We start from the raw sequence: 20,583 nt of genomic DNA, 5'->3' as shown, positions 1-20,583 counted from the left end.
GGCGTAGAGGTTGACGCCCGCGATCAGCACCTGGGCGGCGGCGAAGCTGATCGCGTTGACCAGGTGGGCGCCCTTGCCGAAGCGGCGGCGCAGGAACTCGGGGACGCTGCGGACCTTCGAGCCGTAGTAGAACGGCATCATCACCAGGCCGAGGAAGACCATGGCCGGGATCGCGCCGATCCAGTAGTAGTGCATGGTCGCCATGCCGTACTGGGCGCCGTTGGCGGCCATGCCCAGCAGCTCGATCGCGCCGAGGTTGGCGGAGATGAACGCCAGGCCGGTCACCCACGCGGGCAGCGACCGGCCGGAGAGCAGGAAGTCCAGGCTCGACGACACCGAGCGGCGGGCCAGGAACCCGATGCCGAGCACGAACACGAAGTAGATCGCCAACAGGGTGTAGTCCAGCGGCCCGGCGTCCAGCCGGAGGTCCGCCTGTGCCAGTACGGGCACCCTCGCCCACCTCCCCGATCCAACACCCTCAAACACCAACGAACACTACTCCACACCGATCAAGGTGACGGTAGTGCACGGCGGCGCGCTTCGCCGGTTTGAACTACCCCGGGCTAAACCTCAGGTGGGGATACGTGCGGAGATGCGCACTACCGGGTGAGGACGAACAGGACCTCGGCGTGGAAGGGGCCGGAGGTGGCGCCGAGGGCGATCCGGTCACCGGGCTCGGCGTCGCGGAACGCGTCGGGCACCCGGACCGGGACCCCGGAGAACCGCCCGACGCCGTCGGCCGTGGTGTCGCCGACCCGTTCGCCGTGGAAGGTGAAGACCACCCGCCCGTGGGCGGGGTAGCCCTCGCCGCTGAGCCGCACCTCGCCGCCGACCGGACCGGCGAGGGGCTGGGCCGCCAGGTGGGCGGTGGGCGGGGTGACCGCGGTGGAGCTGACGCCGGCCGGGAGGGGCACGGCGGTGGGCACCGGCAGGGCGGCGGGGGTGGGCATCGGGGGGACCCTGGGCGCCTCGGCGCAGCCTGCGAGCGCGAGGGCGGCCACCGCGAGGGCGACCGGCAGCGGTGCGGCCGAACGGGGTCTTCGCCTGCGCACAACGCCTCCCTGCCCAGCGAAAAGGGGAGGTCAGCGTATATCGCCGCGCGGCCGTTGCCACGGGGCCGAATGGGGGCACGGCGGCTGGGCCGCACTACTCGGAAACGCCGCCGGGGAACCGCATTTCTCGGGTCGCGACCGCACGGCCGAGCGGTCCCGCCACCCCGCCCCGTCCACCCCGCCCCGTTCACCGCGCCCCGTTCACCGCGCGGGGAACGGCGTGGACCGCCGGCCCGGGGCGGCAGCGGCTCAGAACAGCCGGAACTCGTCGGGCTCGATGCCGCGCAGCGCGTCGTAGTCCAAGACCACGCACCGGATCCCCCGGTCCTCCGCCAACGTCCGCGCCTGCGGCTTGATCTGCTGCGCCGCGAACACGCCCTTCACCGGCGCCAGCAGCGGGTCCCGGTTCAGCAGCTCCAGGTACCTGGTCAGCTGCTCCACCCCGTCGATCTCGCCGCGCCGCTTGATCTCCACCGCCACCGACCCGCCGGACGCGTCGCGGCACATCAGGTCGACCGGGCCGATCGGGGTCGGGAACTCGCGGCGGACCAGGGTCCAGCCCTCGCCGAGGGTCGTCACGTGCTCCGCCAGCAGCTTCTGGAGGTCGGCCTCGACGCCGTCCTTGACCAGGCCCGGCTCGGGGCCCAGCTCGTGCTTGGAGTCGTGCAGCACCTCGGCCAGGGTGATGATCAGCTTCTCCCCCGCCTTGTTCTGGACCACCCACAGGTCCGGGTCCTCGATGAGCCAGCACGGCGGGCTCATCCAGTTCAGCGGCTTGTACGCGCGGTCGTCGGAGTGGATGGACACCGAGCCGTCCGCCTTGATCAGCAGCAGCCTCTGCGCCATGGGCAGGTGGGCGGTGAGGCGTCCGACGTAGTCGACCTGGCAGCGAGCGATGACGAGGCGCACGGCCGACAGGCTACGGGGTGCGGGTGCCCGACCACAGCCAGGTACCGTCGGGCGACGTGTCCCCACCGCACCGGCTCCTGCGCACCAAGCCCGTCGACCGGATGGCCGAGGAGGGCGCGCGCACACCGCTGCGCCGGGGCCTCGGACTGGTGTCGCTGATCTCGCTGAGCGTCGGCGCCACGCTGGGCACCGGCATCTTCGTCGTGCTCGGGCAGGCCGCGCCGGAGGCCGGGCCCGCGGTCGCGGTGTCGTTCGCGGTGGCGGCGCTGGCCGCGCTGTTCTCCGCGCTGTCCTACGCCGAGCTGGCGGGCGCGGTGCCGGTGTCCGGGTCCGCCTACTCCTACACCTACGCCACGCTGGGCGAGCTGGTCGCGTGGGTGTGCGGGTGGTGCCTGCTGCTGGAGTACGGCGTGTCGGTGGCCGCGGTCGCGGTGGGGTGGAGCGGGTACCTCGACGCGTTCCTGGACGCGACGCTCGGCGTCCGGCTGCCCGAGGCGCTGACCGGCGGCGTGGTGGACCTGCCCGCGGCGGTGGTCGTGCTGCTGGCCACGGCCGTGCTGCTGGGCGGGGTGCGGGAGAGCGGCGTGGTCACCACGGTCACCACCGCGCTCAAGGTGGCGGTGCTGGTGTTCTTCGTGGTGGTCGCGGTGTTCGGGTTCCGCGCCGAGAACCTGACCCCGTTCGCGCCCGCCGGGCTGGCGGGCATCACGGGCGCCGCGTCGCTGGTGTTCTTCTCCTTCATCGGCTTCGACGCCGCCTCCACCGCGGGCGAGGAGGCGCGGAACCCGCAGCGGGACCTGCCGCGCGCCATCGTCATCTCGCTGGCCCTGGTCACCGTCGTGTACGTGCTGGTGGCGCTGACCGCCGTCGGCGCGGTCGGGGTGGACGTGCTCGCCGGCTCGGACGCCTCGCTGGCCGCGGTGCTCCAGCAGGTCACCGGGTCCGGCTGGCCCGCGACCGTGCTGGCGGCGGGCGCGGTGGTGGCGATCGCGTCGGTGGTGCTGACCGTCCTCTACGGACAGACGCGCGTGCTGGTCGCCATGTCCCGCGACGGCCTGGTGCCCGCGGTGTTCGCGCGGGTGGGCGCGCGGCGCGTGCCGACGGCCAACACGCTGGTGGTCGGCTCGGTGGTGGCGGTGCTGGCCGCGCTGGTGCCGCTCGGGCAGCTGGCGGAGGCGACGAGCATCGGCACGCTGGTGGCGTTCGGCCTGGTGAACATCGGGGTGGTGGTGCTGCGGCGCACCCGGCCCGACCTGCCTCGGTCCTTCCGCGCCCCCTGGGTGCCGGTGGTGCCGCTGCTGGGCCTGGGCATGTGCGCGCTGCTGGTGGCGGGCCTGTCGTCCGCGACCTGGTTGGCCTTCGGCGTGTGGTCGGCCGCGGGCCTGGTGGTGTACTTCGCCTACGGTCGGCACCGGTCGAAGTTGGCACAGGGAGAGTGATCGTGGAGACCCTCGGAACGCGCGAGGTGTACGCGAACCCGTGGATGGTGGTCCGGGAGGACTCCATCGGGCGCGCGGACGGGACCACCGGCATCTACGGCGTGGTGGACAAGCCGCATTACGCGCTGGTGATCCCCATGGACGGGGAACGGCTGCGGCTGGTCGAGCAGTACCGCTACCCGCTGGGCATGAGGCGGTGGGAGTTCCCGCAGGGCACCGCGCCGGAGCGGGCCGACACGGACCCGCTTGCGCTCGCCGAGCGCGAGTTGCGCGAGGAGACCGGGCTGCGCGCCGGGAAGCTGGTCGAACTGGGCCTGCTGGACGTCGCGCCGGGCATGTCGAGCCAGCGCGGCCGGGTGTTCCTGGCCACCGAGCTGACCGAGGGCTTCCACGAGCGGGAGCACGAGGAGCAGGACATGCGCTCCGCGTGGTTCCCGCGCGCGGAGTTCGAGGCGATGATCGCCCGCGGCGAGATCACCGACGCCCAGTCGATCGCCGCCTACACCCTGCTCCTGCTGCACGAGCACGCGCAGCCGTGAGGGCCGAGGTCGAGGAGCTGACCGCGGCCGGGCTGCTGGCCCACGCGGAGGCGCTGGCGGACCTGCTGGAGGACGCGGTGACGGGCGGCGCGTCCGTGGGCTTCGTCAAGCCGCTGACGCGCGTGGCGGCGCTGAAGTGGTGGCGCTCCCAGGCCGCCCCGGTGGCCAACGGCGTGCTCGCGGTGTGGGTGGCGCGGGTCGAGGGCGGGGTGGTCGGCACGGTGCAGGTGCGGTTCACCTCCACGCCGAACGGCGTCCACCGCGCCGAGGTGGCGAAGCTGCTGGTGCACCGCGACGCGCGGGGCGCGGGCCTGGGCCGGGAGCTGCTGGGGGTGGCCGAGCGGGGCGCGGCGGGCCGGGGCGCGACGCTGCTGGTGCTGGACACGGAGAGCGGTTCGGCGGCCGAGCGCCTGTACCGGCGGGCGGGCTGGGCGGAGGTCGGCGTGATCCCGGACTACGCCGCCGACCCGGACGGCGTCCTGCGGCCGACGACGCTGTTCCACAAGCGGGTCGACGCCTGACGCGCGGGTGCTCGCGGCGGGCGGCTTCCGAGCCGCCCGCCCCGGCCGACCAGGCCCGCTCCTAGTCCGTCCACACCGCCGGGCGCTTCTCCAGGAACGCGGCCATGCCCTCCTTCGCCGCGTCGGTCTGCGACGCCGCTGCCATCACCTCCAGCGCGATCGCGTACGCGTCGGCCTCGGGCCGGTCGAGTTGGGCGTAGATGGTCTGCTTGCCGAGCGCCTTGGCCGCCCGGCTGCCGCGCGTGGCCCGGCGCATCAGGTCGGCCACGGCGTCGTCCAGCTCGGCGGCCGGCACCACGCGGTTCACCAGGCCCCACTCCTCGGCGGTCCGCGCGTCCACCGGGTCACCGGTCAGCGCCAGCTCCATCAGCCGCTTGCGGCCGATCGACCGGGCCACCGGGACGGCCGGCGTGTGGCAGAACCAGCCGCCCTTGCCGCCGGGCAGCGCGAACCCCGCCTCCTCCGCCGCCACCGCCAGGTCGCACGAGGCGACGAGCTGGCAGCCCGCCGCGGTGGCCAGGCCGTGCACGCGGGCGATCACCACCTGCGGCACGGACTCGATCGTGCGCATCAGGTCCGTGCACAGCGTCAGCAGCTCGCGCACGCCCTCCAGGTCGCGCGCCGCCACGTCGGCGAAGTCGTGCCCGGCGCAGAACACCGGCCCCTCGCCCGCCAGCACCACCCCCACCGCGTCCGAGGCGGCGACCTCCCGGAACGCGATCAGCAGCTCGGCCAGGTGCTCGCCGGACAGCGAGTTGCGCCGCGCGGCGCGGTCCATGGTGATGCGCACGACGTCGTCGGTGCGCTCGACGCGGATGTGCTGGTGCTCGGCCATGAGGCGAAGGTAACCCCGCGGCCGGGGGCGGGAAACCGGCCGCGCGGCCGAGGGGCGGCGGTCAGGACGCGGCGGTCAGGACGCAGCGGGCACCCGGAACGCGCGGCGGTACGCGTCGGGCCCCACGCCCAGGTCCGCCCGCAACCGGCGCCGCAGGTTGGCCGCCGTGCCGAGGCCCGCCCGCTCGGCCACCCGGTGCACCGGCAGGTCGGTGGTCTCCAGCAGCCTCCTGGCCAGCAGCACGCGCTGCGCCAGCAGCCACCGGCCGGGCGTGCTCCCGGTCGCCGCCAGGAACGCGCGGTGGAAGGTGCGCTCGCTCATGCCCGCGTGGCCGGCGAGGTCCGCGACGCCCAGCGACGTGCCCAGGCGCGCCACCGCCCAGTCCACGGTGGACGCCAGCCCGGCCCGCTCGGGGCGGCTGGGCAGCGGCGGGTCGACGTACTGGCGCTGCCCGCCCTCGCGGCTCGGCGGCATCACCAGGCGCCGGGCGAGGGCCGCCGCGACCGACGCGCCGTGCGCGCGCCGCACCAGGTGCAGGCACAGGTCGAGCCCGCCCACCACGCCGGCCGACGTCAGCACGCCGTCCTCCGCGTACAGCACGTCCCGCAGCACGCGGGCGCCCGGCGCGGCCTCCTCCAGCTCGTCCAGCAGCCGCCAGTGGGTGGTCGCCGCGCGCCCGTCGAGCATCCCGGCCGCCGCCAGGGTGAACGCGCCCGAGCACAGCGCGGCCACCGTGCCGCCGAAGGCCCGCAGCGCCCGCACGACCGGTTCCGGCACCGGCGCGCGCGGGTCCACCCGACCGGGCACCACGACCAGGTCGCACCCCTCGAAGCCGGCCAGCCCGTGCGTCGCGGCGACCTCGCCGACCGGGTGCACAGGGGTCCGCGCCCGCCCCGGCGCGCACAGCCTCAGCTCGAACGGCCCCACGCCCGCGTCCGCCCGGTCGACGCCCCACACCTCGGCGGCCACCGACACGTCGAACGCGCGGGTCCCGGGCAGCAGCAGGACACCGACCACGCGCATGGCAGGAAAGTACCCCATCGCGCCGGATCTGCCACTCCCCCCGGCGGCCCGCGGCACCGCAGGCTGGTGCCCATGACCAAGGCCCTGATCCTGATCGACGTGCAGCGCGGCTTCGACGACCCGTCCTGGGGCGCGCGCGACAACCCCGGCGCGGAGGCCAACACCGCCCGCCTCCTCGCCGCCTGGACCGGCCCGCTGGTCCTGGTGCGGCACGACTCCACCCAGCCCGGCTCGCCGCTGCGGCCGGGCCAGGACGGCAACCGGTTCAAGCCCGAGCTGGACGCCGCGCGCCCCGACCTCGTCTTCGCCAAGCGGGTGAACTCCGCGTTCCACGGCGAGGTCGACCTGGACGCGTGGCTGCGCGGGCGCGGCATCACCGACCTGGTGCTGGCGGGCATCCAGACCAACATGTGCGTGGAGACCACCGCCCGCGTGGGCGGCAACCTCGGCTACCGCGTGTCGGTCGTCCTGGACGCCACGTTCACCTTCGACCTGGGCGGCCTGACCGCCGACCAGCTCTCCCGGGCCACCGCCGCCAACCTGAGCGGCGGCGGGTTCGCCGAGATCGTCTCGACCGACGACGTGATCCGGACGGCGTGATCCGGGCGGCGCGGCCTACAGGCCCCGGGCCTCGCGCACCACCGACACGATCTCGTCCATGATCTGCGTCAGCTCGTAGTCCTTGGGCGTGAACACCCGCGCCACCCCGCGCTCCCGCAGCTTCGCGGCGTCGTCGGGCGGCACGATCCCGCCGACCACCACGGGCACGTCGCCCGCGCCCGCCTCCCGCAGGCCGTCGACCACGGCGGGCACGACCTCCAGGTGCGAACCGGACAGGATGGACAGGCCCACCACGTGCACGTCCTCCTGCACGGCCGCCGCCACGATCTGGGCCGGGGTCAGGCGGATGCCCTGGTAGACCACCTCGAAGCCGACGTCGCGGGCGCGCACGGCGACCTGCTCGGCGCCGTTGGAGTGACCGTCCAGGCCGGGCTTGCCGACGAGGACGCGCAGGCGCTCGCCCAGCTCCTCGCCGGTGGCCCGGACCCGGTCGCGCACCCGCCGGACCTCCACGCCCGCCTCACCGGAGGCCGAGGCGGCGGACACGCCCGTGGGCGCCCGGTACTCGCCGAACGCCTCGCGCAGCGCGGACGCCCACTCGCCGGTGGTCACGCCCGCCCGCGCGCACGCCAGCGTGGCCTCCACCAGGTTCCGGTCGGTCCCCGCCGCCGCCCGCAGCTCGTCCAGGGTGGACCGGACCAGCGCGTCGTCCCGCCCGGCCCGCCACGCGCGCACCGCCTCGACGGCGTGCGCCTCCACGGCCGGGTCGATCTGCTCGATCGCGTTCGCGCCCTCGGCCTGCAACGGCGACGGCTCCGTGGTGGCGAACCGGTTCACGCCCACCACGACGTCCTCGCCGGACTCGACCCGGCGCCGCCGCTCGGCCAGCGAGGACACCAGCGCGGACTTCATGTACCCGGACTCGACCGCCGCGACCGCGCCGCCCATCGCCTGCACGCGGTCGATCTCGGCCCGCGCGCCCTCGACCAGCTCGTCCACCTTCGCCTCGACCACGTGCGAGCCCGCGAACAGGTCCTGGTACTCCAGCAGGTCCGTCTCGTAGGCCAGCACCTGCTGCATCCGCAGCGCCCACTGCTGGTCCCACGGCCGGGGCAGGCCCAGGGCCTCGTTCCACGCGGGGAGCTGGATGGCGCGGGCGCGGGCGTCGCGCGACAGCGTCACGGCCAGCATCTCCAGCACGATCCGCTGCACGTTGTTCTCCGGCTGCGCCTCGGTCAGGCCCAGCGAGTTGACCTGCACGCCGTAGCGGAAGCGGCGGTGCTTCGGGTCCCGGATGCCGTACCGGTCGCGGGTGATCTCGTCCCACAGCCGGACGAACGCCCGCATCTTGCACATCTCCTCGACGAACCGCACGCCGGCGTTGACGAAGAACGAGATGCGCGCGACCACGTCGCCCCGCCGCTCCTCGGGCACCTGGCCGGAGTCGAACACCGAGTCCAGCACCGCGATCGCGGTGGACAGGGAGTAGGCGATCTCCTGCACGGGCGTCGCGCCCGCCTCCTGCAGGTGGTACGAGCAGATGTTGATCGGGTTCCACTTCGGCACGTTCGCCACGGTCCACGCGACCACGTCGGTGATCAGGCGCAGGCTCGGCCCCGGCGGGAACACGTAGGTGCCGCGGGACAGGTACTCCTTGATGATGTCGTTCTGCGTGGTGCCCGCGAGGGTCGCGCGGTCCGCGCCCTGCTCGTCGGCCACGCTCACGTACAGCGCGAGCAGCCACATGGCGGTCGCGTTGATGGTCATCGAGGTGTTCGCGCCGCTCAGCGGGATCCCGTCGAACAGCTGCCGCATGTCGCCGATGTGGCTGATCGGCACGCCGACCTTGCCGACCTCGCCGCGCGCCAGCTCGTCGTCCGGGTCGTAGCCGGTCTGGGTGGGCAGGTCGAAGGCCACCGACAGGCCGGTCTGCCCCTTGGCCAGGTTGCGGCGGTACAGCGCGTTGGAGGCGGCGGCGCTGGAGTGACCCGCGTAGGTCCGCATCACCCAGGGGCGGTCGCGTTCTCGGTCTGCCGGGTACGGCACGGCAACCTCCTGCGTCGTCGTTGCCCGTAGCGTACTGACGAGTAACTCACACGCGGCGTGCCGTTGCTCACTGAATCGAAGTCGGAGGAGCATGGGCGGCGTGACCGCGCTCACGCTGACCCTGCTGCCCCTGTTCGTGCTGGGGCTGCTGGCCCTGGTGCTCTACTGGGCGTTCGGGAACGACCGCCGCGGGGTGCCCGACCACACGGGCCGCGACTTCGGGCTGCTGGTCCAGGTCGCCGCGACGCCCACGGCCGAGGCGGCGGACGTGCTGGCCGCGCGCCTGCGCCGGGCCGGGATCAGGGCGACCGTGGTCCGGCGCGACGGGGCCCACCTGCTGCTGGTGTTCCCCGCCGACGCGCCGGACGCGAAGCTGCTGCTGAGGTGACCGGGGGTCAGGCGCCGACCCGCTCCACGGTCGCGCCGAGCTTGCGCAGGTTCTCCACGAAACCGGGGTAGCCGCGCTCGATGTGGAAGATCTCGTAGACCTCGGTCGCGCCGTCCGCGCACAGCCCCGCGAGCACCAGGCCCGCGCCCGCGCGGATGTCCGAGGCCCACACGGGCGCGCTGGACAGCCGCTCCACGCCCCGGACCACCGCGTGGTGGCCGTCGGTGCGGGCGTCCGCGCCCAGCCGCACCATCTCCTCGATGAACCGGAACCGCGCCTCGAACAGGTTCTCGGTGATCATCGACGTGCCCTCGGACACGCTGGACAGCGCGATGGCGAACGGCTGGAGGTCGGTGGCGAACCCCGGGTAGGGCAGCGTCACGAAGTCCACCGACCGGGGCCGCTCGTGCTGGACCACGCGGAACGCCTGGTCGCCCTCCAGGGTGACCTCCGCGCCCGCCGTGCGCAGCTTCTCCAGCACCAGGTCGAGGTGGTGCGGGTCCACGCCGCGCACGGTGATGTCGCCGCGGGTCATGGCGGCGGCGAACGCCCAGGTCGCGCCGACGATGCGGTCGCCGATCACGCGGTGCTCGGTCGGCCGGAGCGACTCCACCCCGTGCACGGTGAGCGTGGACGTGCCCGCGCCCTCGATCCTGGCGCCCATCTGCTGGAGCATCACGCAGATGTCCACGATCTCCGGCTCGCGGGCGGCGTTGTCGATGACCGTGGTGCCGTTGGCCAGCACCGCCGCCATCAGGATGTTCTCGGTGGCGCCGACGCTGGGGAAGTCGAGCCAGATCTGCGCGCCGTGCAGGCCCTCGGCCTCGGCCACCACGCAGCCGTGCTCGATCTCGCTGTGGGCGCCGAGCTTGCGCAGCCCGTTCTGGTGCATGTCCAGCGGGCGCGAGCCGATCGCGTCGCCGCCCGGCAGCGCCACCACCGCCCGCCGGCAGCGGCCCACCAGCGGGCCCAGCACGCAGACCGACGCGCGCAGCTTGCCCATCGCCTCGGAGTCCGCGCGGTGGTTGAGCTGCGCCGGCGTGGTGATGGTGGCCACGTCGCCGGACAGGGTGACCTCGCAGCCGAGGCTGCGCAGGACGTCCGCCATCAGCGGGACGTCCAGGATCTCCGGGCAGTTGGTGATCGTGGTGGTGCCCTCCGCCAGCAGCGCCGCCGCCATCAGCTTCAGCACGCTGTTCTTGGCGCCCACGACGTCGACCTCGCCGACCAGGCGCGCACCGCCCTGGACCCGGAAGTGCTCGCTCACGTAAGGAACTCCTCGCTCGTCGTGCCGCAATCCTACGGAGGTACTTGATCGTGCCCGTTCGCGGTGGCGGGTTCGCCGGACGCGCGCCTGGCTAGAGTGCGGCCATGGCCGTGCACCTGACGAAGATCTACACCCGCGTCGGCGACGACGGGACCACCGGCCTCGGGGACTTCTCCCGGGTGCCCAAGACGTCGCCGCGCATCGCCGCGTACGCGGACGTCGACGAGACCGGGGCCGTCCTGGGCGTCGCGCTGGCCCTGGGTCGGCTGGCGCCGGACGTCACCGAGGTGGTGCGGCGGGTCCAGAACGACCTGTTCGACGTGGGCGCCGACCTGTCCACGCCGATCACGCCGGACCCGAAGTACCCGCCCCTGCGGGTCACCCAGCCCTACGTGGACCGGCTGGAGTCGTGGTGCGACGAGTTCAACGCCCGGCTGGGCAAGCTGGACTCGTTCATCCTCTCGGGCGGCACGCCCGGCGCCGCCCTGCTGCACCAGGCCCGCACCGTGGCCCGGCGCGCCGAGCGCTCGACGTGGGCGCTGCTGGAGGCGGAGCCGGAGGCCACGAACGCGCTCGCGGCCAAGTACCTGAACCGGCTGTCGGACCTGCTGTTCATCCTGGCGCGGGTGGCCAACCCGGACGGCGACGTGCTGTGGCGGCCGGGCGGCGGCGACTGACGGAGGTCGCCCGTTCGGGCGACCGGCCGGCCCCGGCGGGTCGGCCGGCGCCGGGTCACCCGGTGCCAGGTCGGTGCGCTCAGGACGCCCAGGGGATCGAGCGGCCCGGGGGCGCGGACTCCAGCCAGGACAGGAAGCCGGTCAGCGCGTCCGGGCCCATGGCGATCTCCACCTCGCCCCGGCTCCCGCTGCACCGCAGCACCACCGCGCCCACCGGCATGGCGTAGGCCTCGGCGGGCGTCGGCTCGCGGCGGTCGTCGATCTCGAAGCCGTCCCGGGAGATCACCACGTCCGGGCCCGTGCGCAGGCTCAGCGCGCGGAACCAGGCGAACTCGTCACCGCGGTAGTGGCCGACACCGAGGTGCCAGCCCCTGCCGGAGGAGTCCACCCGGGGCCTCAGCGCCACGTGCACGCCACCGGCGCGCAGGACGCGGACGCGGCGCCACGCGAGGTACGCGAGCACCACCACCGCGACGAACAGGACCACCCCGACGACTTCGGCGATCCCCACGGCGTTCGTCCGCTCGTCCGCGTCAGGCCGTGTGCCCCGCGGCCCGCAGCCGCGCGTTCGCCCGGGCCTTCTCGGCTTCGTCCCCGTTGGAGACCTTCGCCCGGGCCCGTTCGACGTCGATCTCGTCGGACAGCTCGGCGTTCTCGGCGAGGATGCTCACGCCCTCGCCCGTCACGGAGAGGAACCCCCCGTGGACGGCGGCGGTCACCACCTCGCCGTCCGTGGTGCGCACCCGGACCACGCCGCCCTCGACGAGCTGGCCCAGCACGGGCTCGTGGCCCGGCAGGATGCCGATCTCGCCTTCGAGCGTCTGCGCGACCACGGAGGTGGCCGTGCCGGACCACAGGCGGCGTTCCACGGCGACCAACTGGACGGTCATCTCGGCCACGCGCATCTCCCTCGTTCAACGGAGTCAAAGCGCAGTCTAAACGGTGGCCGCGAGGGAGCGCCGCACCAGGCGGCCTCAGGTGCGTTCTCCGTGAGGTGCCACCCTCCCGGCGGCCGTGGTCGCGACCGCGCCCGAGGCCCTGACGAGCGCGAACGCGGGGCGACCCGCGGACGTGCCACACCTGTGGTGAGCATCGCCCCACCGGTCGCGGGCGCTTCGGCGGGCCGCTCCCCGCCGGGTGGGAGACTCCAGCCGTGACGACGCCGAAGTCCGTGCTGGAGCGGGCGTTCGCGCTGCTGGCGGTGTTCACCGTGGACCGGCCGGCGATGACGCTGTCGGAGCTGAGCCGCCGCTCCGGGCTGCCGCTGAGCACCACCCACCGCCTGGTGGCGGCGCTCGTCGAGCTGCGCGCCCTGACCCGCGACGCCGGTGGCCGCTACTCGGTCGGCCTGCGGCTGCTGGAGCTGGGCGCGCTGTCACCGGGCAGCCTGGACCTGCGCGACCGGGCGCTGCCCTTCCTGGAGGACCTGTACGAGGTGACGCGGCACAACGTGCAGCTCGCCGTGCGGGACGGGCTGGACGTGGTCTACGTCGAGCGGATCTCGGCGCGGGACGCGGTCAACGTGGTGACGCGGGTGGGCAGCCGGATGCCCCTGCACTGCACCGGCGTGGGCCTGGTGCTGCTGGCCGCCGCGCCCGCGCACGTGCGGGAGGAGGTGCTGGCGGGGCCGCTCAGGAGGTTCACGCCGAAGACCATCGTCCGGCCGGGCGAGCTGAGGGAGGCGCTGGCCCGGGTGCGCCGCGACGGGTACGCGATCAGCGACCGGCAGATCGAGATGATCACCTACTCGGTGGCGGCGCCGGTGCGCGACGCGAGCGGTGAGGTGGTGGCGTCGGTGTCGGTCGTGGTGCCGACGGGCACGGGCACGGACGCCGTGGTGCCCGCCGTGCGGGCGTGCGGGCTGGCGGTCTCCCGCGCGCTGGGCTGGACGTCCTGAGCGGCGGGACGGGCCCGCGGGCGCGTCCCCGACCGGGCAGGGGCGTCCCCGGCTGGGCAGCGGGGCCGCCACCGGCGGGGCGGCTGGGCGTCCCGGCGGGGCAACGGGTCGTGCCCGACGGAGCAGCGGGTCGTCCCCGGCCCGGAAAAGCCCGGAGGGCCGTCCCCACCAGGGGGACGGCCCTCCGAGAGCCTCAGCTCACTTGCCGGCGAGCTTCTTCGCGTTCGCCTCGACGTCGTCGAGACCGCCGCACGAGAAGAACGCCTGCTCCGGGTAGTGGTCGAACTCGCCCTTGCAGACGCGGTCGAACGCCTCGATCGTGTCCTTGATCGGCACGAACGAGCCCGGCTGGCCGGTGAACTTCTCGGCCACGATGAAGTTCTGGCCCAGGAAGCGCTCCAGGCGACGCGCCCGGCCGACGAGGACCTTGTCCTCCTCGGAGAGCTCGTCCATGCCGAGGATCGCGATGATGTCCTGCAGCTCCTTGTACTTCTGCAGGATCCGCTTGACCTCCTGCGCCACCCGGTAGTGCTCCTCGCCGACGATGGTCGGCTCCAGGATCCGGGACGACGAGGACAGCGGGTCCACCGCCGGGTAGATGCCCTTCTGGGAGATCGGACGGGAGAGCTCCGTCGTCGCGTCCAGGTGGGCGAAGGTGGTGGCGGGCGCCGGGTCGGTGTAGTCGTCCGCCGGCACGTAGATCGCCTGCAGCGAGGTGATCGACTTGCCTCGCGTCGAGGTGATCCGCTCCTGCAGCTCGCCCATCTCGTCCGCCAGCGTCGGCTGGTAGCCCACGGCGGACGGCATGCGGCCCAGCAGGGTCGACACCTCGGAGCCCGCCTGGGTGAAGCGGAAGATGTTGTCGATGAACAGCAGCACGTCCTGGTTCTGGACGTCGCGGAAGTACTCCGCCATGGTCAGCGCCGAGAGCGCGACGCGCATGCGCGTGCCGGGCGGCTCGTCCATCTGACCGAACACCAGGGCGGTGTCGTTGAGCACGCCCATCTCCTCCATCTCCAGGAGGAGGTCCGTGCCCTCACGGGTGCGCTCGCCGACGCCGGCGAACACCGACGTGCCGGAGAACTCGCGGGCGATACGGGTGATCATCTCCTGGATGAGCACCGTCTTGCCCACGCCCGCGCCGCCGAACAGGCCGATCTTGCCGCCCTTGACGTACGGGGTCAGCAGGTCGATGACCTTGATGCCCGTTTCCAGGATCTCGGTCTTGCCCTCGAGCTGGTCGAAGGACGGCGCCTTGCGGTGGATGCCCCACTGCTCGCCGTCGCGGCCGAGGCCCGGCTGGTCGAGGCAGTCGCCCAGCGCGTTGAACACGTGGCCCTTGACGACGTCGCCCACCGGCACGCTGATGGCCGCGCCGGTGTCGGTCACGGTCGCGCCGCGGACCAGGCCGTCGGTCGGCTGCATCGAGATGGTGCGGACCAGGTTGTCGCCCAGGTGCTGGGCGACCTCCAGGGTCAGCGTCTTGGCCACCGCTTCGTAGGTGATCTCCACGTGCAGGGCGTTGAACAGCTCCGGCACCGCGTCGCGCGGGAACTCCACGTCGACGACGGCACCGATCACCCGGACCACACGGCCGGTGCGGGTGGTGGTGGCAGTAGCACTCATGTCACTCATCACTTCCTGCGCCACCGGTAAGCGCGGAGGCGCCACCGACGATCTCGCTGATCTCCTGGGTGATCTGGGCCTGGCGGGCCGCGTTCGCCTGGCGGCTGAGCGTGCGGACCAGCTCGGTGGCGTTGTCCGTCGCCGCCTTCATCGCGGTCCGGCGTGCCGCCGACTCCGAGGCCGCCGCGTCCAGCAGCGCCGAGAAGAGCCGGGTCTTGACGTACTTGGGCAGCAACGCGCCCAGCAGCGCCTCGGCGTTCGGCTCGAACGAGTACACCGACTGGAGCTTCGGCGCCTGCGGGTCGTAGTCCACGACCATCGGTGCGATCCGCTTGGCGACCGGCGTCTGGCTCAGCATCGAGTTGAACTCGGTGTAGACGACGTGCAGCTCGTCCACGCCCAGCACGCCGTCGGGGCCGGGGTCGTTCCCCTGGTCGTCGCTGCCCGCCACGAACGCCTTGACGAGCACCTCACCGGCCTCGCTGGCGTTGACGTAGTGCGGGAGCTGGGAGAACCCGCTCCACTCGCCCGCGATCTCGCGGCGGCGGAAGCGGTAGTACCCGGCGCCCTTGCGGCCGACGACGTAGAGCACCGGCTCCTTGCCCTCGGACCGCAGCAGCGAGAACAGCTCCTCGGCCGCCTTGAGCACGTTGGCGTTGTAGCCGCCGCACATGCCCTTGTCGCTGGTCACGACGAGCACGCCGGCGCGCTTGGGCGACTTGCGCTCGGTCAGCAGCGGGTGGTCGAGGTTCGCGGACGCCGTGGCCAGGGAGGAGAGCACACCGGTGATCTCCTCCGCGTAGGGCTTCGACGCCGCGACCCTCGTCTGCGCCTTGGCGAGACGGGACGTGGCGATGAGCTCGTACGCCTTCGTGATCTTCTTGGTCGAGTTGACCGACCTGATCCTCTGGCGCAGCTCCCGGATCTGTGCCGCCATGGCCTACGTCACTTCTCGGTCGGAGCCGGTCGGTTGACCTTCACCGACTCCTGCCCGACCTTGTCGGCGTCCATCGCGTCGGCCGGGACGTCGACGACCGACGTGCCGTTCGAGGCGGTGAACTGCTGCTTGAAGGAGGTGACGGCGTCCACGATGCCCCGCTCCGCGTCGTCCGACAGCTTCTTGGACTCGCGGATGTCGGACAGCACGGCCTCGTGGGAACGCCGCAGGTGGTCCAGGAACTCGGCCTCGAAGCGGCGGACGTCGCCCACCGGGATCGAGTCGAGGTGGCCCTTGGTGCCGAGGTAGATGGAGACGACCTGCTCCTCCATCGGGACCGGCGAGTACTGGCCCTGCTTGAGCAGCTCGACCAGGCGGGCGCCGCGGTCCAGCTGGGCGCGCGACGCGGCGTCGAGGTCCGAGGCGAAGGCGGAGAACGCCTCCAGCTCGCGGAACTGCGACAGGTCGAGGCGCAGCGAGCCGGAGACCGTCTTCATCGCCTTGGTCTGCGCGGCGCCACCGACGCGGGACACCGAGATGCCCACGTTGACGGCCGGGCGCACACCGGCGTTGAACAGGTCCGACTCCAGGAAGCACTGGCCGTCGGTGATCGAGATGACGTTGGTCGGGATGTACGCCGACACGTCGTTCGCCTTGGTCTCGATGATCGGCAGGCCGGTCATCGAACCGCCGCCGAGGTCGTCGGACAGCTTCGCGCAGCGCTCCAGCAGGCGCGAGTGCAAGTAGAAGACGTCGCCCGGGTACGCCTCGCGGCCCGGCGGGCGGCGCAGCAGCAGCGAGATGGCGCGGTACGCCTCCGCCTGCTTGGTCAGGTCGTCGAAGATGATGAGGACGTGCTTGCCCTCGTACATCCAGTGCTGGCCGATGGCCGAGCCGGTGTAGGGCGCGAGCCACTTGTAGCCGGCCGCGTCGGACGCCGGGGCGGCGACGATGGTGGTGTACTCCAGCGCGCCCGCCTCCTCCAGCGCGGTCTTGACGCCCGCGATGGTGGAGCCCTTCTGGCCGATGGCGACGTACACGCAGCGGACCTGCTGCTTCGGGTCGCCCGACTCCCACGCCTTCTTCTGGTTGATGATCGTGTCGATGCAGACCGCGGTCTTGCCGGTCTTGCGGTCGCCGATGATCAGCTGGCGCTGGCCGCGGCCGATGGGGGTCATCGAGTCGATGGCCTTGATGCCGGTCTGCATCGGCTCGCTCACCGGCTGCCGCTGCAGCACGGTGGCGGCCTGCAGCTCCAAGGCGCGGTTGGCGTCGGCGACGATGTCGCCGAGGCCGTCGATCGGCTGGCCGAGCGGGTTCACCACGCGACCCAGGAAGCCGTCGCCGACCGGCACCGAGAGCACCTGGCCGGTCCGCTTGACCTCCTGACCCTCTTCGATCTTGTCGAAGTCACCCAGGATGACGGCGCCGATCTCGCGCACGTCCAGGTTCAGGGCGACACCGAGCACGCCGCCGGGGAACTCCAGCAGCTCGTTGGTCATGGTGCCGGGCAGACCCTCGACGATGGCGATGCCGTCGTAGGTCTCCGCGACGACGCCGACCTCTTCCCGGCTGACTTCCGGGGAGTAGGTCGAGACGTACTTCTCGATCGCACTGCGGATCTCGTCCGACGAGATCGTCAGCTCCGCCATGTCGTTCCTGCTCTCACTTCGTTCTGGGAAAGGGGCTTGTGGGCCGCGGTTCCGGTCGGTCAGCCGGCGAGGTCGCGGCGCAGTGCCGCGAGCCGACCCGCCACGCTGCCGTCGATGACCTCGTCACCGATCTTGATCAGCAGGCCGCCGCGCAGGGCGGGGTCGACCTCGACGTGGAGGGCGATGGGGCGCGAGTAGATCCGGGTCAGCGTGGCCTCCAGCCGGTCCCGCTGCGCCGCATCCAGCTCAACAGCGGAACGCACGTGGGCGACCGAACGTTCCCGGCGCTTGGCCGCGAGCGCCGCCAGGTCGCCCAGACCCGCGACGACGCCGCGGCCCCTCGGCTCCCGGACGAGCTGGTCGACCAGCGACTTGGTGGTGGCGTCGACCTTGCCCTGGATGAGGCCGTCGACCAGCGCCACCTTGCCCGCCGCGTCGGCCGCCGGGTCGGACAGGGCCAGCTCCAGCTCGTGGTTGCCCGCGATGATGCGGCCGAGCCGGAACAGCTCGTCCTCGACCGCGTCGAGCCGGCCGTCGCGCTCGGCCCGCACCAGCAGCGTGGTCCGGGCCAGGGACTCGACGCCGTCGACCAGCTCGCGCGGGCTCGACCAGCGGCTGGTCACGACCGTGCCCAGCACCTGGAGGGTCGGGTCGGTGACCTTGCCCCCGAGCAGGCCGCGCAGCAGCTGCTCCCGCGCCGCGGGCTCGGTGGCGTTGTCGGCCAGCGCGCGGCGCAGCGCGGGCCGGCCGGACAGCAGGCCGACGACCGCGAACAGCTCGTCACCCAGCTCGCCCAGGGCCGCGCTGTTCTTCGTGGCGTCGACGACCTCCAGCAGCCGCAGTTCGGCGGCGGCCAGGGCGTCTCGGCTAGCGGCGTGCAGCGTCATCGGCGTTCCTCACTTGGCGGCCGGGGCCGACGTGCCGTCGAGGTCGGCCAGGAAGCGGTCGATGGTGCCCCGGCGGCGCACCTCGTCCTCCAGCGACTCGCCGACCACCCGGTCCGCGAGGTCGATCGCCAGCCGGCCCAGCTCGCCGCGCAGCTCCGCGACGATCTGCGACCGCTGGGTCTCCAGCTGGGTCTGCCCCTGCGCGACGATCCGCGCGGATTCCTCCTGCGCCTTGGCCCGCAGCTCGCTGATGATCTGCTCGCCCTCGATGCGGGCGTCGTCGCGGATGCGGGCCGCCTCGGCACGGGCCTCGGCGAGCTGCGCGCGGTAGTCCTCGAGCAGCTTCTGCGCCTCGACCTGCGCCTGCTCGGCCTTCTCGATGCCACCCTCGATCTTGGCGGCACGCTCCGCGTACAACGCCTCGAAACGCGGCGCCACGAACTTCTTCATGACGAAGAGCAGCAGCAGGAACGCGACGAGACCGAGGATGATCTCGGACGTGTGCGGAAGGACGGGGTTGATCTCGCCTTCCGCGGCCAGGATGAGGGTATTCATCTGGGACCTCTTCCTCTGTAGCGGTGAACGGAGGATCAGCCGGCGGCGAGGAAGTAGACGACGAAGCCGAGCAGCGCGAGGACCTCGACGATGGCGAAGGTGGTCCACGCCAGGCCCAGCAGCACGCCGCGAGCCTCGGGCTGGCGGGCGGTGCCGCTGATGACCGAGGAGAAGATCAGGCCCACGCCGATGCCCGGGCCGATGGCCGCGAGGCCGTAGCCGATCGCCGCGAGACCGGCGTTGGTGACACCACTGTTGGCGGCTTCCTGGGCAAGAACGATAGCGCTCACTTGTGCTGTTCCCTTTCACTTCGGTCCGCGGAACACCCGCGGATCGGAGGCTTTGAGTGGTTTCTCAGTGCTCTTCGGCCAGCGCCGCGCCGATGTAGTTGGCGGACAGCAGCGCGAAGATGTACGCCTGGAGGACCATGATCAGCGCTTCCAGGAAGGTCAGCGCGATGGCGAAGGCGAAGGCGATCGGCGCGACCACCACGGTGACGCCGCCGGCGAAGAGGAGGTACTCACCCGCCAAGGTGAACACCAACAGGAGCAGGTGACCCGCGAACATGGCCGCGAAGACTCGGATCGCGAGCGTGAGCGGGTTCAGGACGAACTTCTGGAAGAACTCGATCGGGATCAGCAGGATGAGCACGTACCACGGCGCGCCGGGCGGCATGGTCTGGTGCTTCAGGTACCCGAGGAAACCGTGGCGGCGGAACCCGACGAAGTGGTAGACCGGGTAGATGACCAGGAGGGAGACGGCCAGCGGGAAGCCGATGTGCGACATCGTGGGGAACTGGATCAGCGGGATGAGGCCGAACAGGTTGTTCACCAGGATGAAGCAGAAGACCGTGAGGATCAGCGGCACGAAGGGCTTGAAGTCCTTGGCGCCGATCTGCTCGCGGGCGATCGAGTTGCGACCGAGGTCGTAGGCCGACTCCCCGAGGAACTGGAGCTTGCCCGGGACGAGCTTGAGGTTGCGGGTCGCGGCGAGGAAGAACGCCCCGATGATGACGATCGACAGCACCAGCAGCACCATGGGCTTGGTGACGTCGCCGAAGATCGCCGGCGGGAAGAAGTCCTTCGTGCCGGGAGCGACGAACTCATCGCCCGCGGCCAGCACCGTCATGGTCACTGTGTTCCTTCCGGTTCTCCCGGCCGGCGTTCACTCCGCCGGGGGAATCGTCACGATCGGGACTTAACGTACCTTACGGACCGCAAGCGCCCGCGAGAGGCACCCCGCCTACCTGGGTGTCCCGTCTGCGCGCACCGTACCAGCCGGTAGATCAGGTGTTGCCGGGGGTGGGCACCACCATCTGACTGCGACTGCGCTTGGAAGCGCGCACCTCCATGAAGGTCGCGACCACGATGGTGGCGACCATCGTGAGCGCCAGCGCGTTGTCGTCGAGCGCCGGGAACCGCCGCACGAGCAGCATGACCGCGATGAGCAGGAGCAGCTTGCCGAGGAAGCCGGCGAACGCGGCGATCATGATGAACTGGAGCGGCAGGGCGGCGGTCTTGCGCATCACCAGCAGCGTGGCGACCGACGACAGGCAGGCGAGCGCACCGCCGATGAGGGCGCTGACCAGGCCGGGGACGCCGGAGAGCGCGGTCCACAGCACCGCCGCGACGGCGACCGTCCCGAGCGCCGCCCACAGGGCGCCGCGGAACATCTCGCCCGCGAGGCGCCGCACGACCTTTTCGTGCGTCCACTCGGCGGTGGACGCAGGTTCGTCCTGGCTCATGTGTCACCCCTTCCCACCGGTCGATACC

24 protein-coding genes are annotated in these 20,583 nt (G+C 72.5%); 7 read left to right on the top strand and 17 right to left on the bottom strand.

Going from position 1 to position 20,583, the window contains the following annotated elements:
- The 3 genes from ACFV4N_RS06815 to nucS form a co-directional block, all read right to left on the bottom strand.
- The coding region (locus ACFV4N_RS06815; RefSeq protein ID WP_499671533.1) for a sodium:solute symporter family transporter at positions 1-450 on the bottom strand (450 nt) is incomplete at its 3' end.
- 149 nt (positions 451-599) lie between these two features.
- Positions 600-950, bottom strand: coding sequence for a hypothetical protein (locus tag ACFV4N_RS06810; protein ID WP_499671532.1), 351 nt, complete (start codon positions 948-950; stop codon positions 600-602).
- Between the two features lie 351 nt (positions 951-1,301).
- A complete protein-coding gene (gene nucS, locus ACFV4N_RS06805; protein ID WP_499671531.1) occupies positions 1,302-1,961 on the bottom strand; it encodes an endonuclease NucS in 660 nt (219 codons plus the stop codon).
- 56 nt (positions 1,962-2,017) lie between these two features.
- Here nucS and ACFV4N_RS06800 point away from each other — a divergent pair, with 56 nt between their 5' ends.
- From ACFV4N_RS06800 to ACFV4N_RS06790, 3 genes are read left to right on the top strand one after another with little or no spacing between them, the layout of a single operon-like run.
- Positions 2,018-3,400 (top strand): amino acid permease, encoded by a 1,383-nt coding sequence (locus ACFV4N_RS06800; protein WP_499671530.1) that lies wholly within the window; start codon positions 2,018-2,020, stop codon positions 3,398-3,400.
- 2 nt (positions 3,401-3,402) lie between these two features.
- The gene (locus tag ACFV4N_RS06795; protein ID WP_499671529.1) at positions 3,403-3,939 is read left to right on the top strand and encodes an NUDIX domain-containing protein; all 537 of its coding nucleotides are present in this window, start codon (positions 3,403-3,405) and stop codon (positions 3,937-3,939) included.
- Complete coding sequence (locus tag ACFV4N_RS06790; protein WP_499671528.1) at positions 3,936-4,460, top strand: GNAT family N-acetyltransferase; 525 nt, start codon at positions 3,936-3,938, stop codon at positions 4,458-4,460. Before ACFV4N_RS06795 ends, ACFV4N_RS06790 begins: the two co-directional genes overlap by 4 nt.
- A gap of 61 nt (positions 4,461-4,521) precedes the next feature.
- Here ACFV4N_RS06790 and ACFV4N_RS06785 read toward each other — a convergent pair whose 3' ends face one another.
- Positions 4,522-5,295: an enoyl-CoA hydratase-related protein gene (locus tag ACFV4N_RS06785; RefSeq protein WP_499671527.1), complete on the bottom strand. Its 774-nt coding sequence runs from the start codon at positions 5,293-5,295 to the stop codon at positions 4,522-4,524.
- 75 nt (positions 5,296-5,370) lie between these two features.
- The gene (locus tag ACFV4N_RS06780) at positions 5,371-6,318 is read right to left on the bottom strand and encodes a GlxA family transcriptional regulator (protein ID WP_499671526.1); all 948 of its coding nucleotides are present in this window, start codon (positions 6,316-6,318) and stop codon (positions 5,371-5,373) included.
- Between the two features lie 72 nt (positions 6,319-6,390).
- Here ACFV4N_RS06780 and ACFV4N_RS06775 point away from each other — a divergent pair, with 72 nt between their 5' ends.
- Entirely contained in the window at positions 6,391-6,918 is a 528-nt protein-coding gene (locus tag ACFV4N_RS06775) for a cysteine hydrolase family protein (protein WP_499671525.1), read from the top strand.
- A gap of 15 nt (positions 6,919-6,933) precedes the next feature.
- Here the strand turns inward: ACFV4N_RS06775 and ACFV4N_RS06770 are convergent, their stop codons facing one another.
- The gene (locus ACFV4N_RS06770; RefSeq protein WP_499671524.1) at positions 6,934-8,925 is read right to left on the bottom strand and encodes a protein meaA; all 1,992 of its coding nucleotides are present in this window, start codon (positions 8,923-8,925) and stop codon (positions 6,934-6,936) included.
- Between the two features lie 91 nt (positions 8,926-9,016).
- On the opposite strand from ACFV4N_RS06770, the gene ACFV4N_RS06765 reads away from it, so the two are divergent.
- Complete coding sequence (locus tag ACFV4N_RS06765) at positions 9,017-9,313, top strand: SPOR domain-containing protein (protein ID WP_499671523.1); 297 nt, start codon at positions 9,017-9,019, stop codon at positions 9,311-9,313.
- 7 nt (positions 9,314-9,320) lie between these two features.
- Here ACFV4N_RS06765 and murA read toward each other — a convergent pair whose 3' ends face one another.
- On the bottom strand, positions 9,321-10,580 hold the full coding sequence (murA, locus tag ACFV4N_RS06760; RefSeq protein ID WP_499671522.1) for a UDP-N-acetylglucosamine 1-carboxyvinyltransferase: 1,260 nt from the start codon (positions 10,578-10,580) through the stop codon (positions 9,321-9,323).
- Positions 10,581-10,684: 104 nt separating this feature from the next.
- Between murA and ACFV4N_RS06755 the strand changes: the two genes are divergently transcribed.
- Complete coding sequence (locus ACFV4N_RS06755) at positions 10,685-11,257, top strand: cob(I)yrinic acid a,c-diamide adenosyltransferase (protein WP_499671521.1); 573 nt, start codon at positions 10,685-10,687, stop codon at positions 11,255-11,257.
- A gap of 79 nt (positions 11,258-11,336) precedes the next feature.
- Here the strand turns inward: ACFV4N_RS06755 and ACFV4N_RS06750 are convergent, their stop codons facing one another.
- Both ACFV4N_RS06750 and ACFV4N_RS06745 read right to left on the bottom strand, forming a co-directional pair.
- The gene (locus ACFV4N_RS06750) at positions 11,337-11,768 is read right to left on the bottom strand and encodes a DUF2550 domain-containing protein (RefSeq protein ID WP_499671520.1); all 432 of its coding nucleotides are present in this window, start codon (positions 11,766-11,768) and stop codon (positions 11,337-11,339) included.
- A gap of 22 nt (positions 11,769-11,790) precedes the next feature.
- Positions 11,791-12,147, bottom strand: a complete 357-nt coding sequence (locus tag ACFV4N_RS06745; protein ID WP_499671537.1) for a F0F1 ATP synthase subunit epsilon — start codon at positions 12,145-12,147, stop codon at positions 11,791-11,793.
- Positions 12,148-12,410: 263 nt separating this feature from the next.
- Between ACFV4N_RS06745 and ACFV4N_RS06740 the strand changes: the two genes are divergently transcribed.
- Positions 12,411-13,154, top strand: a complete 744-nt coding sequence (locus ACFV4N_RS06740; protein WP_499671519.1) for an IclR family transcriptional regulator — start codon at positions 12,411-12,413, stop codon at positions 13,152-13,154.
- A gap of 198 nt (positions 13,155-13,352) precedes the next feature.
- On the opposite strand, the gene atpD is transcribed toward ACFV4N_RS06740, so the two are convergent.
- From atpD to ACFV4N_RS06700, 8 genes are all read right to left on the bottom strand, one after another.
- On the bottom strand, positions 13,353-14,789 hold the full coding sequence (gene atpD / locus ACFV4N_RS06735) for a F0F1 ATP synthase subunit beta (RefSeq protein WP_499671518.1): 1,437 nt from the start codon (positions 14,787-14,789) through the stop codon (positions 13,353-13,355).
- Positions 14,782-15,717, bottom strand: coding sequence for a F0F1 ATP synthase subunit gamma (locus tag ACFV4N_RS06730; protein ID WP_499671517.1), 936 nt, complete (start codon positions 15,715-15,717; stop codon positions 14,782-14,784). Before ACFV4N_RS06730 ends, atpD begins: the two co-directional genes overlap by 8 nt.
- 8 nt (positions 15,718-15,725) lie before the next feature.
- On the bottom strand, positions 15,726-17,369 hold the full coding sequence (atpA, locus tag ACFV4N_RS06725) for a F0F1 ATP synthase subunit alpha (RefSeq protein WP_499671516.1): 1,644 nt from the start codon (positions 17,367-17,369) through the stop codon (positions 15,726-15,728).
- A 59-nt stretch (positions 17,370-17,428) separates the two neighbouring features.
- Positions 17,429-18,256, bottom strand: coding sequence for a F0F1 ATP synthase subunit delta (locus ACFV4N_RS06720; RefSeq protein ID WP_499671515.1), 828 nt, complete (start codon positions 18,254-18,256; stop codon positions 17,429-17,431).
- A 9-nt stretch (positions 18,257-18,265) separates the two neighbouring features.
- Complete coding sequence (locus ACFV4N_RS06715) at positions 18,266-18,811, bottom strand: F0F1 ATP synthase subunit B (RefSeq protein ID WP_499671514.1); 546 nt, start codon at positions 18,809-18,811, stop codon at positions 18,266-18,268.
- A gap of 35 nt (positions 18,812-18,846) precedes the next feature.
- A complete protein-coding gene (locus ACFV4N_RS06710) occupies positions 18,847-19,101 on the bottom strand; it encodes an ATP synthase subunit C-like protein (protein WP_499671513.1) in 255 nt (84 codons plus the stop codon).
- Positions 19,102-19,165: 64 nt separating this feature from the next.
- A complete protein-coding gene (gene atpB / locus ACFV4N_RS06705) occupies positions 19,166-19,945 on the bottom strand; it encodes a F0F1 ATP synthase subunit A (protein WP_499671512.1) in 780 nt (259 codons plus the stop codon).
- Between the two features lie 151 nt (positions 19,946-20,096).
- Positions 20,097-20,555: a Cg1360 family ATP-synthase-associated protein gene (locus ACFV4N_RS06700; RefSeq protein WP_499671511.1), complete on the bottom strand. Its 459-nt coding sequence runs from the start codon at positions 20,553-20,555 to the stop codon at positions 20,097-20,099.
- Positions 20,556-20,583: the final 28 nt, after the last annotated feature.

Source organism: Actinosynnema sp. NPDC059797 (assembly GCF_042732085.1).
Classification (GTDB): domain Bacteria; phylum Actinomycetota; class Actinomycetes; order Mycobacteriales; family Pseudonocardiaceae; genus Actinosynnema.
This window is presented reverse-complemented; position numbering and strand designations above follow the sequence as displayed.

Bases quoted from the DNA above. Each gene is read 5' to 3' on its own strand.
- ACFV4N_RS06745 (WP_499671537.1), bottom strand. From the start codon at position 12,147: ATGACCGTCCAGTTGGTCGCCGTGGAACGCCGCCTGTGGTCCGGCACG.
- ACFV4N_RS06730 (WP_499671517.1), bottom strand. From the start codon at position 15,717: ATGGCGGCACAGATCCGGGAGCTGCGCCAGAGGATCAGGTCGGTCAAC.
- ACFV4N_RS06720 (WP_499671515.1), bottom strand. From the start codon at position 18,256: ATGACGCTGCACGCCGCTAGCCGAGACGCCCTGGCCGCCGCCGAACTG.
- ACFV4N_RS06765 (WP_499671523.1), top strand. From the start codon at position 9,017: ATGGGCGGCGTGACCGCGCTCACGCTGACCCTGCTGCCCCTGTTCGTG.
- ACFV4N_RS06810 (WP_499671532.1), bottom strand. From the start codon at position 950: ATGCCCACCCCCGCCGCCCTGCCGGTGCCCACCGCCGTGCCCCTCCCG.
- ACFV4N_RS06775 (WP_499671525.1), top strand. From the start codon at position 6,391: ATGACCAAGGCCCTGATCCTGATCGACGTGCAGCGCGGCTTCGACGAC.
- ACFV4N_RS06715 (WP_499671514.1), bottom strand. From the start codon at position 18,811: ATGAATACCCTCATCCTGGCCGCGGAAGGCGAGATCAACCCCGTCCTT.
- atpA (WP_499671516.1), bottom strand. From the start codon at position 17,369: ATGGCGGAGCTGACGATCTCGTCGGACGAGATCCGCAGTGCGATCGAG.
- ACFV4N_RS06780 (WP_499671526.1), bottom strand. From the start codon at position 6,318: ATGCGCGTGGTCGGTGTCCTGCTGCTGCCCGGGACCCGCGCGTTCGAC.
- atpD (WP_499671518.1), bottom strand. From the start codon at position 14,789: ATGAGTGACATGAGTGCTACTGCCACCACCACCCGCACCGGCCGTGTG.
- ACFV4N_RS06755 (WP_499671521.1), top strand. From the start codon at position 10,685: ATGGCCGTGCACCTGACGAAGATCTACACCCGCGTCGGCGACGACGGG.
- ACFV4N_RS06785 (WP_499671527.1), bottom strand. From the start codon at position 5,295: ATGGCCGAGCACCAGCACATCCGCGTCGAGCGCACCGACGACGTCGTG.
- ACFV4N_RS06700 (WP_499671511.1), bottom strand. From the start codon at position 20,555: ATGAGCCAGGACGAACCTGCGTCCACCGCCGAGTGGACGCACGAAAAG.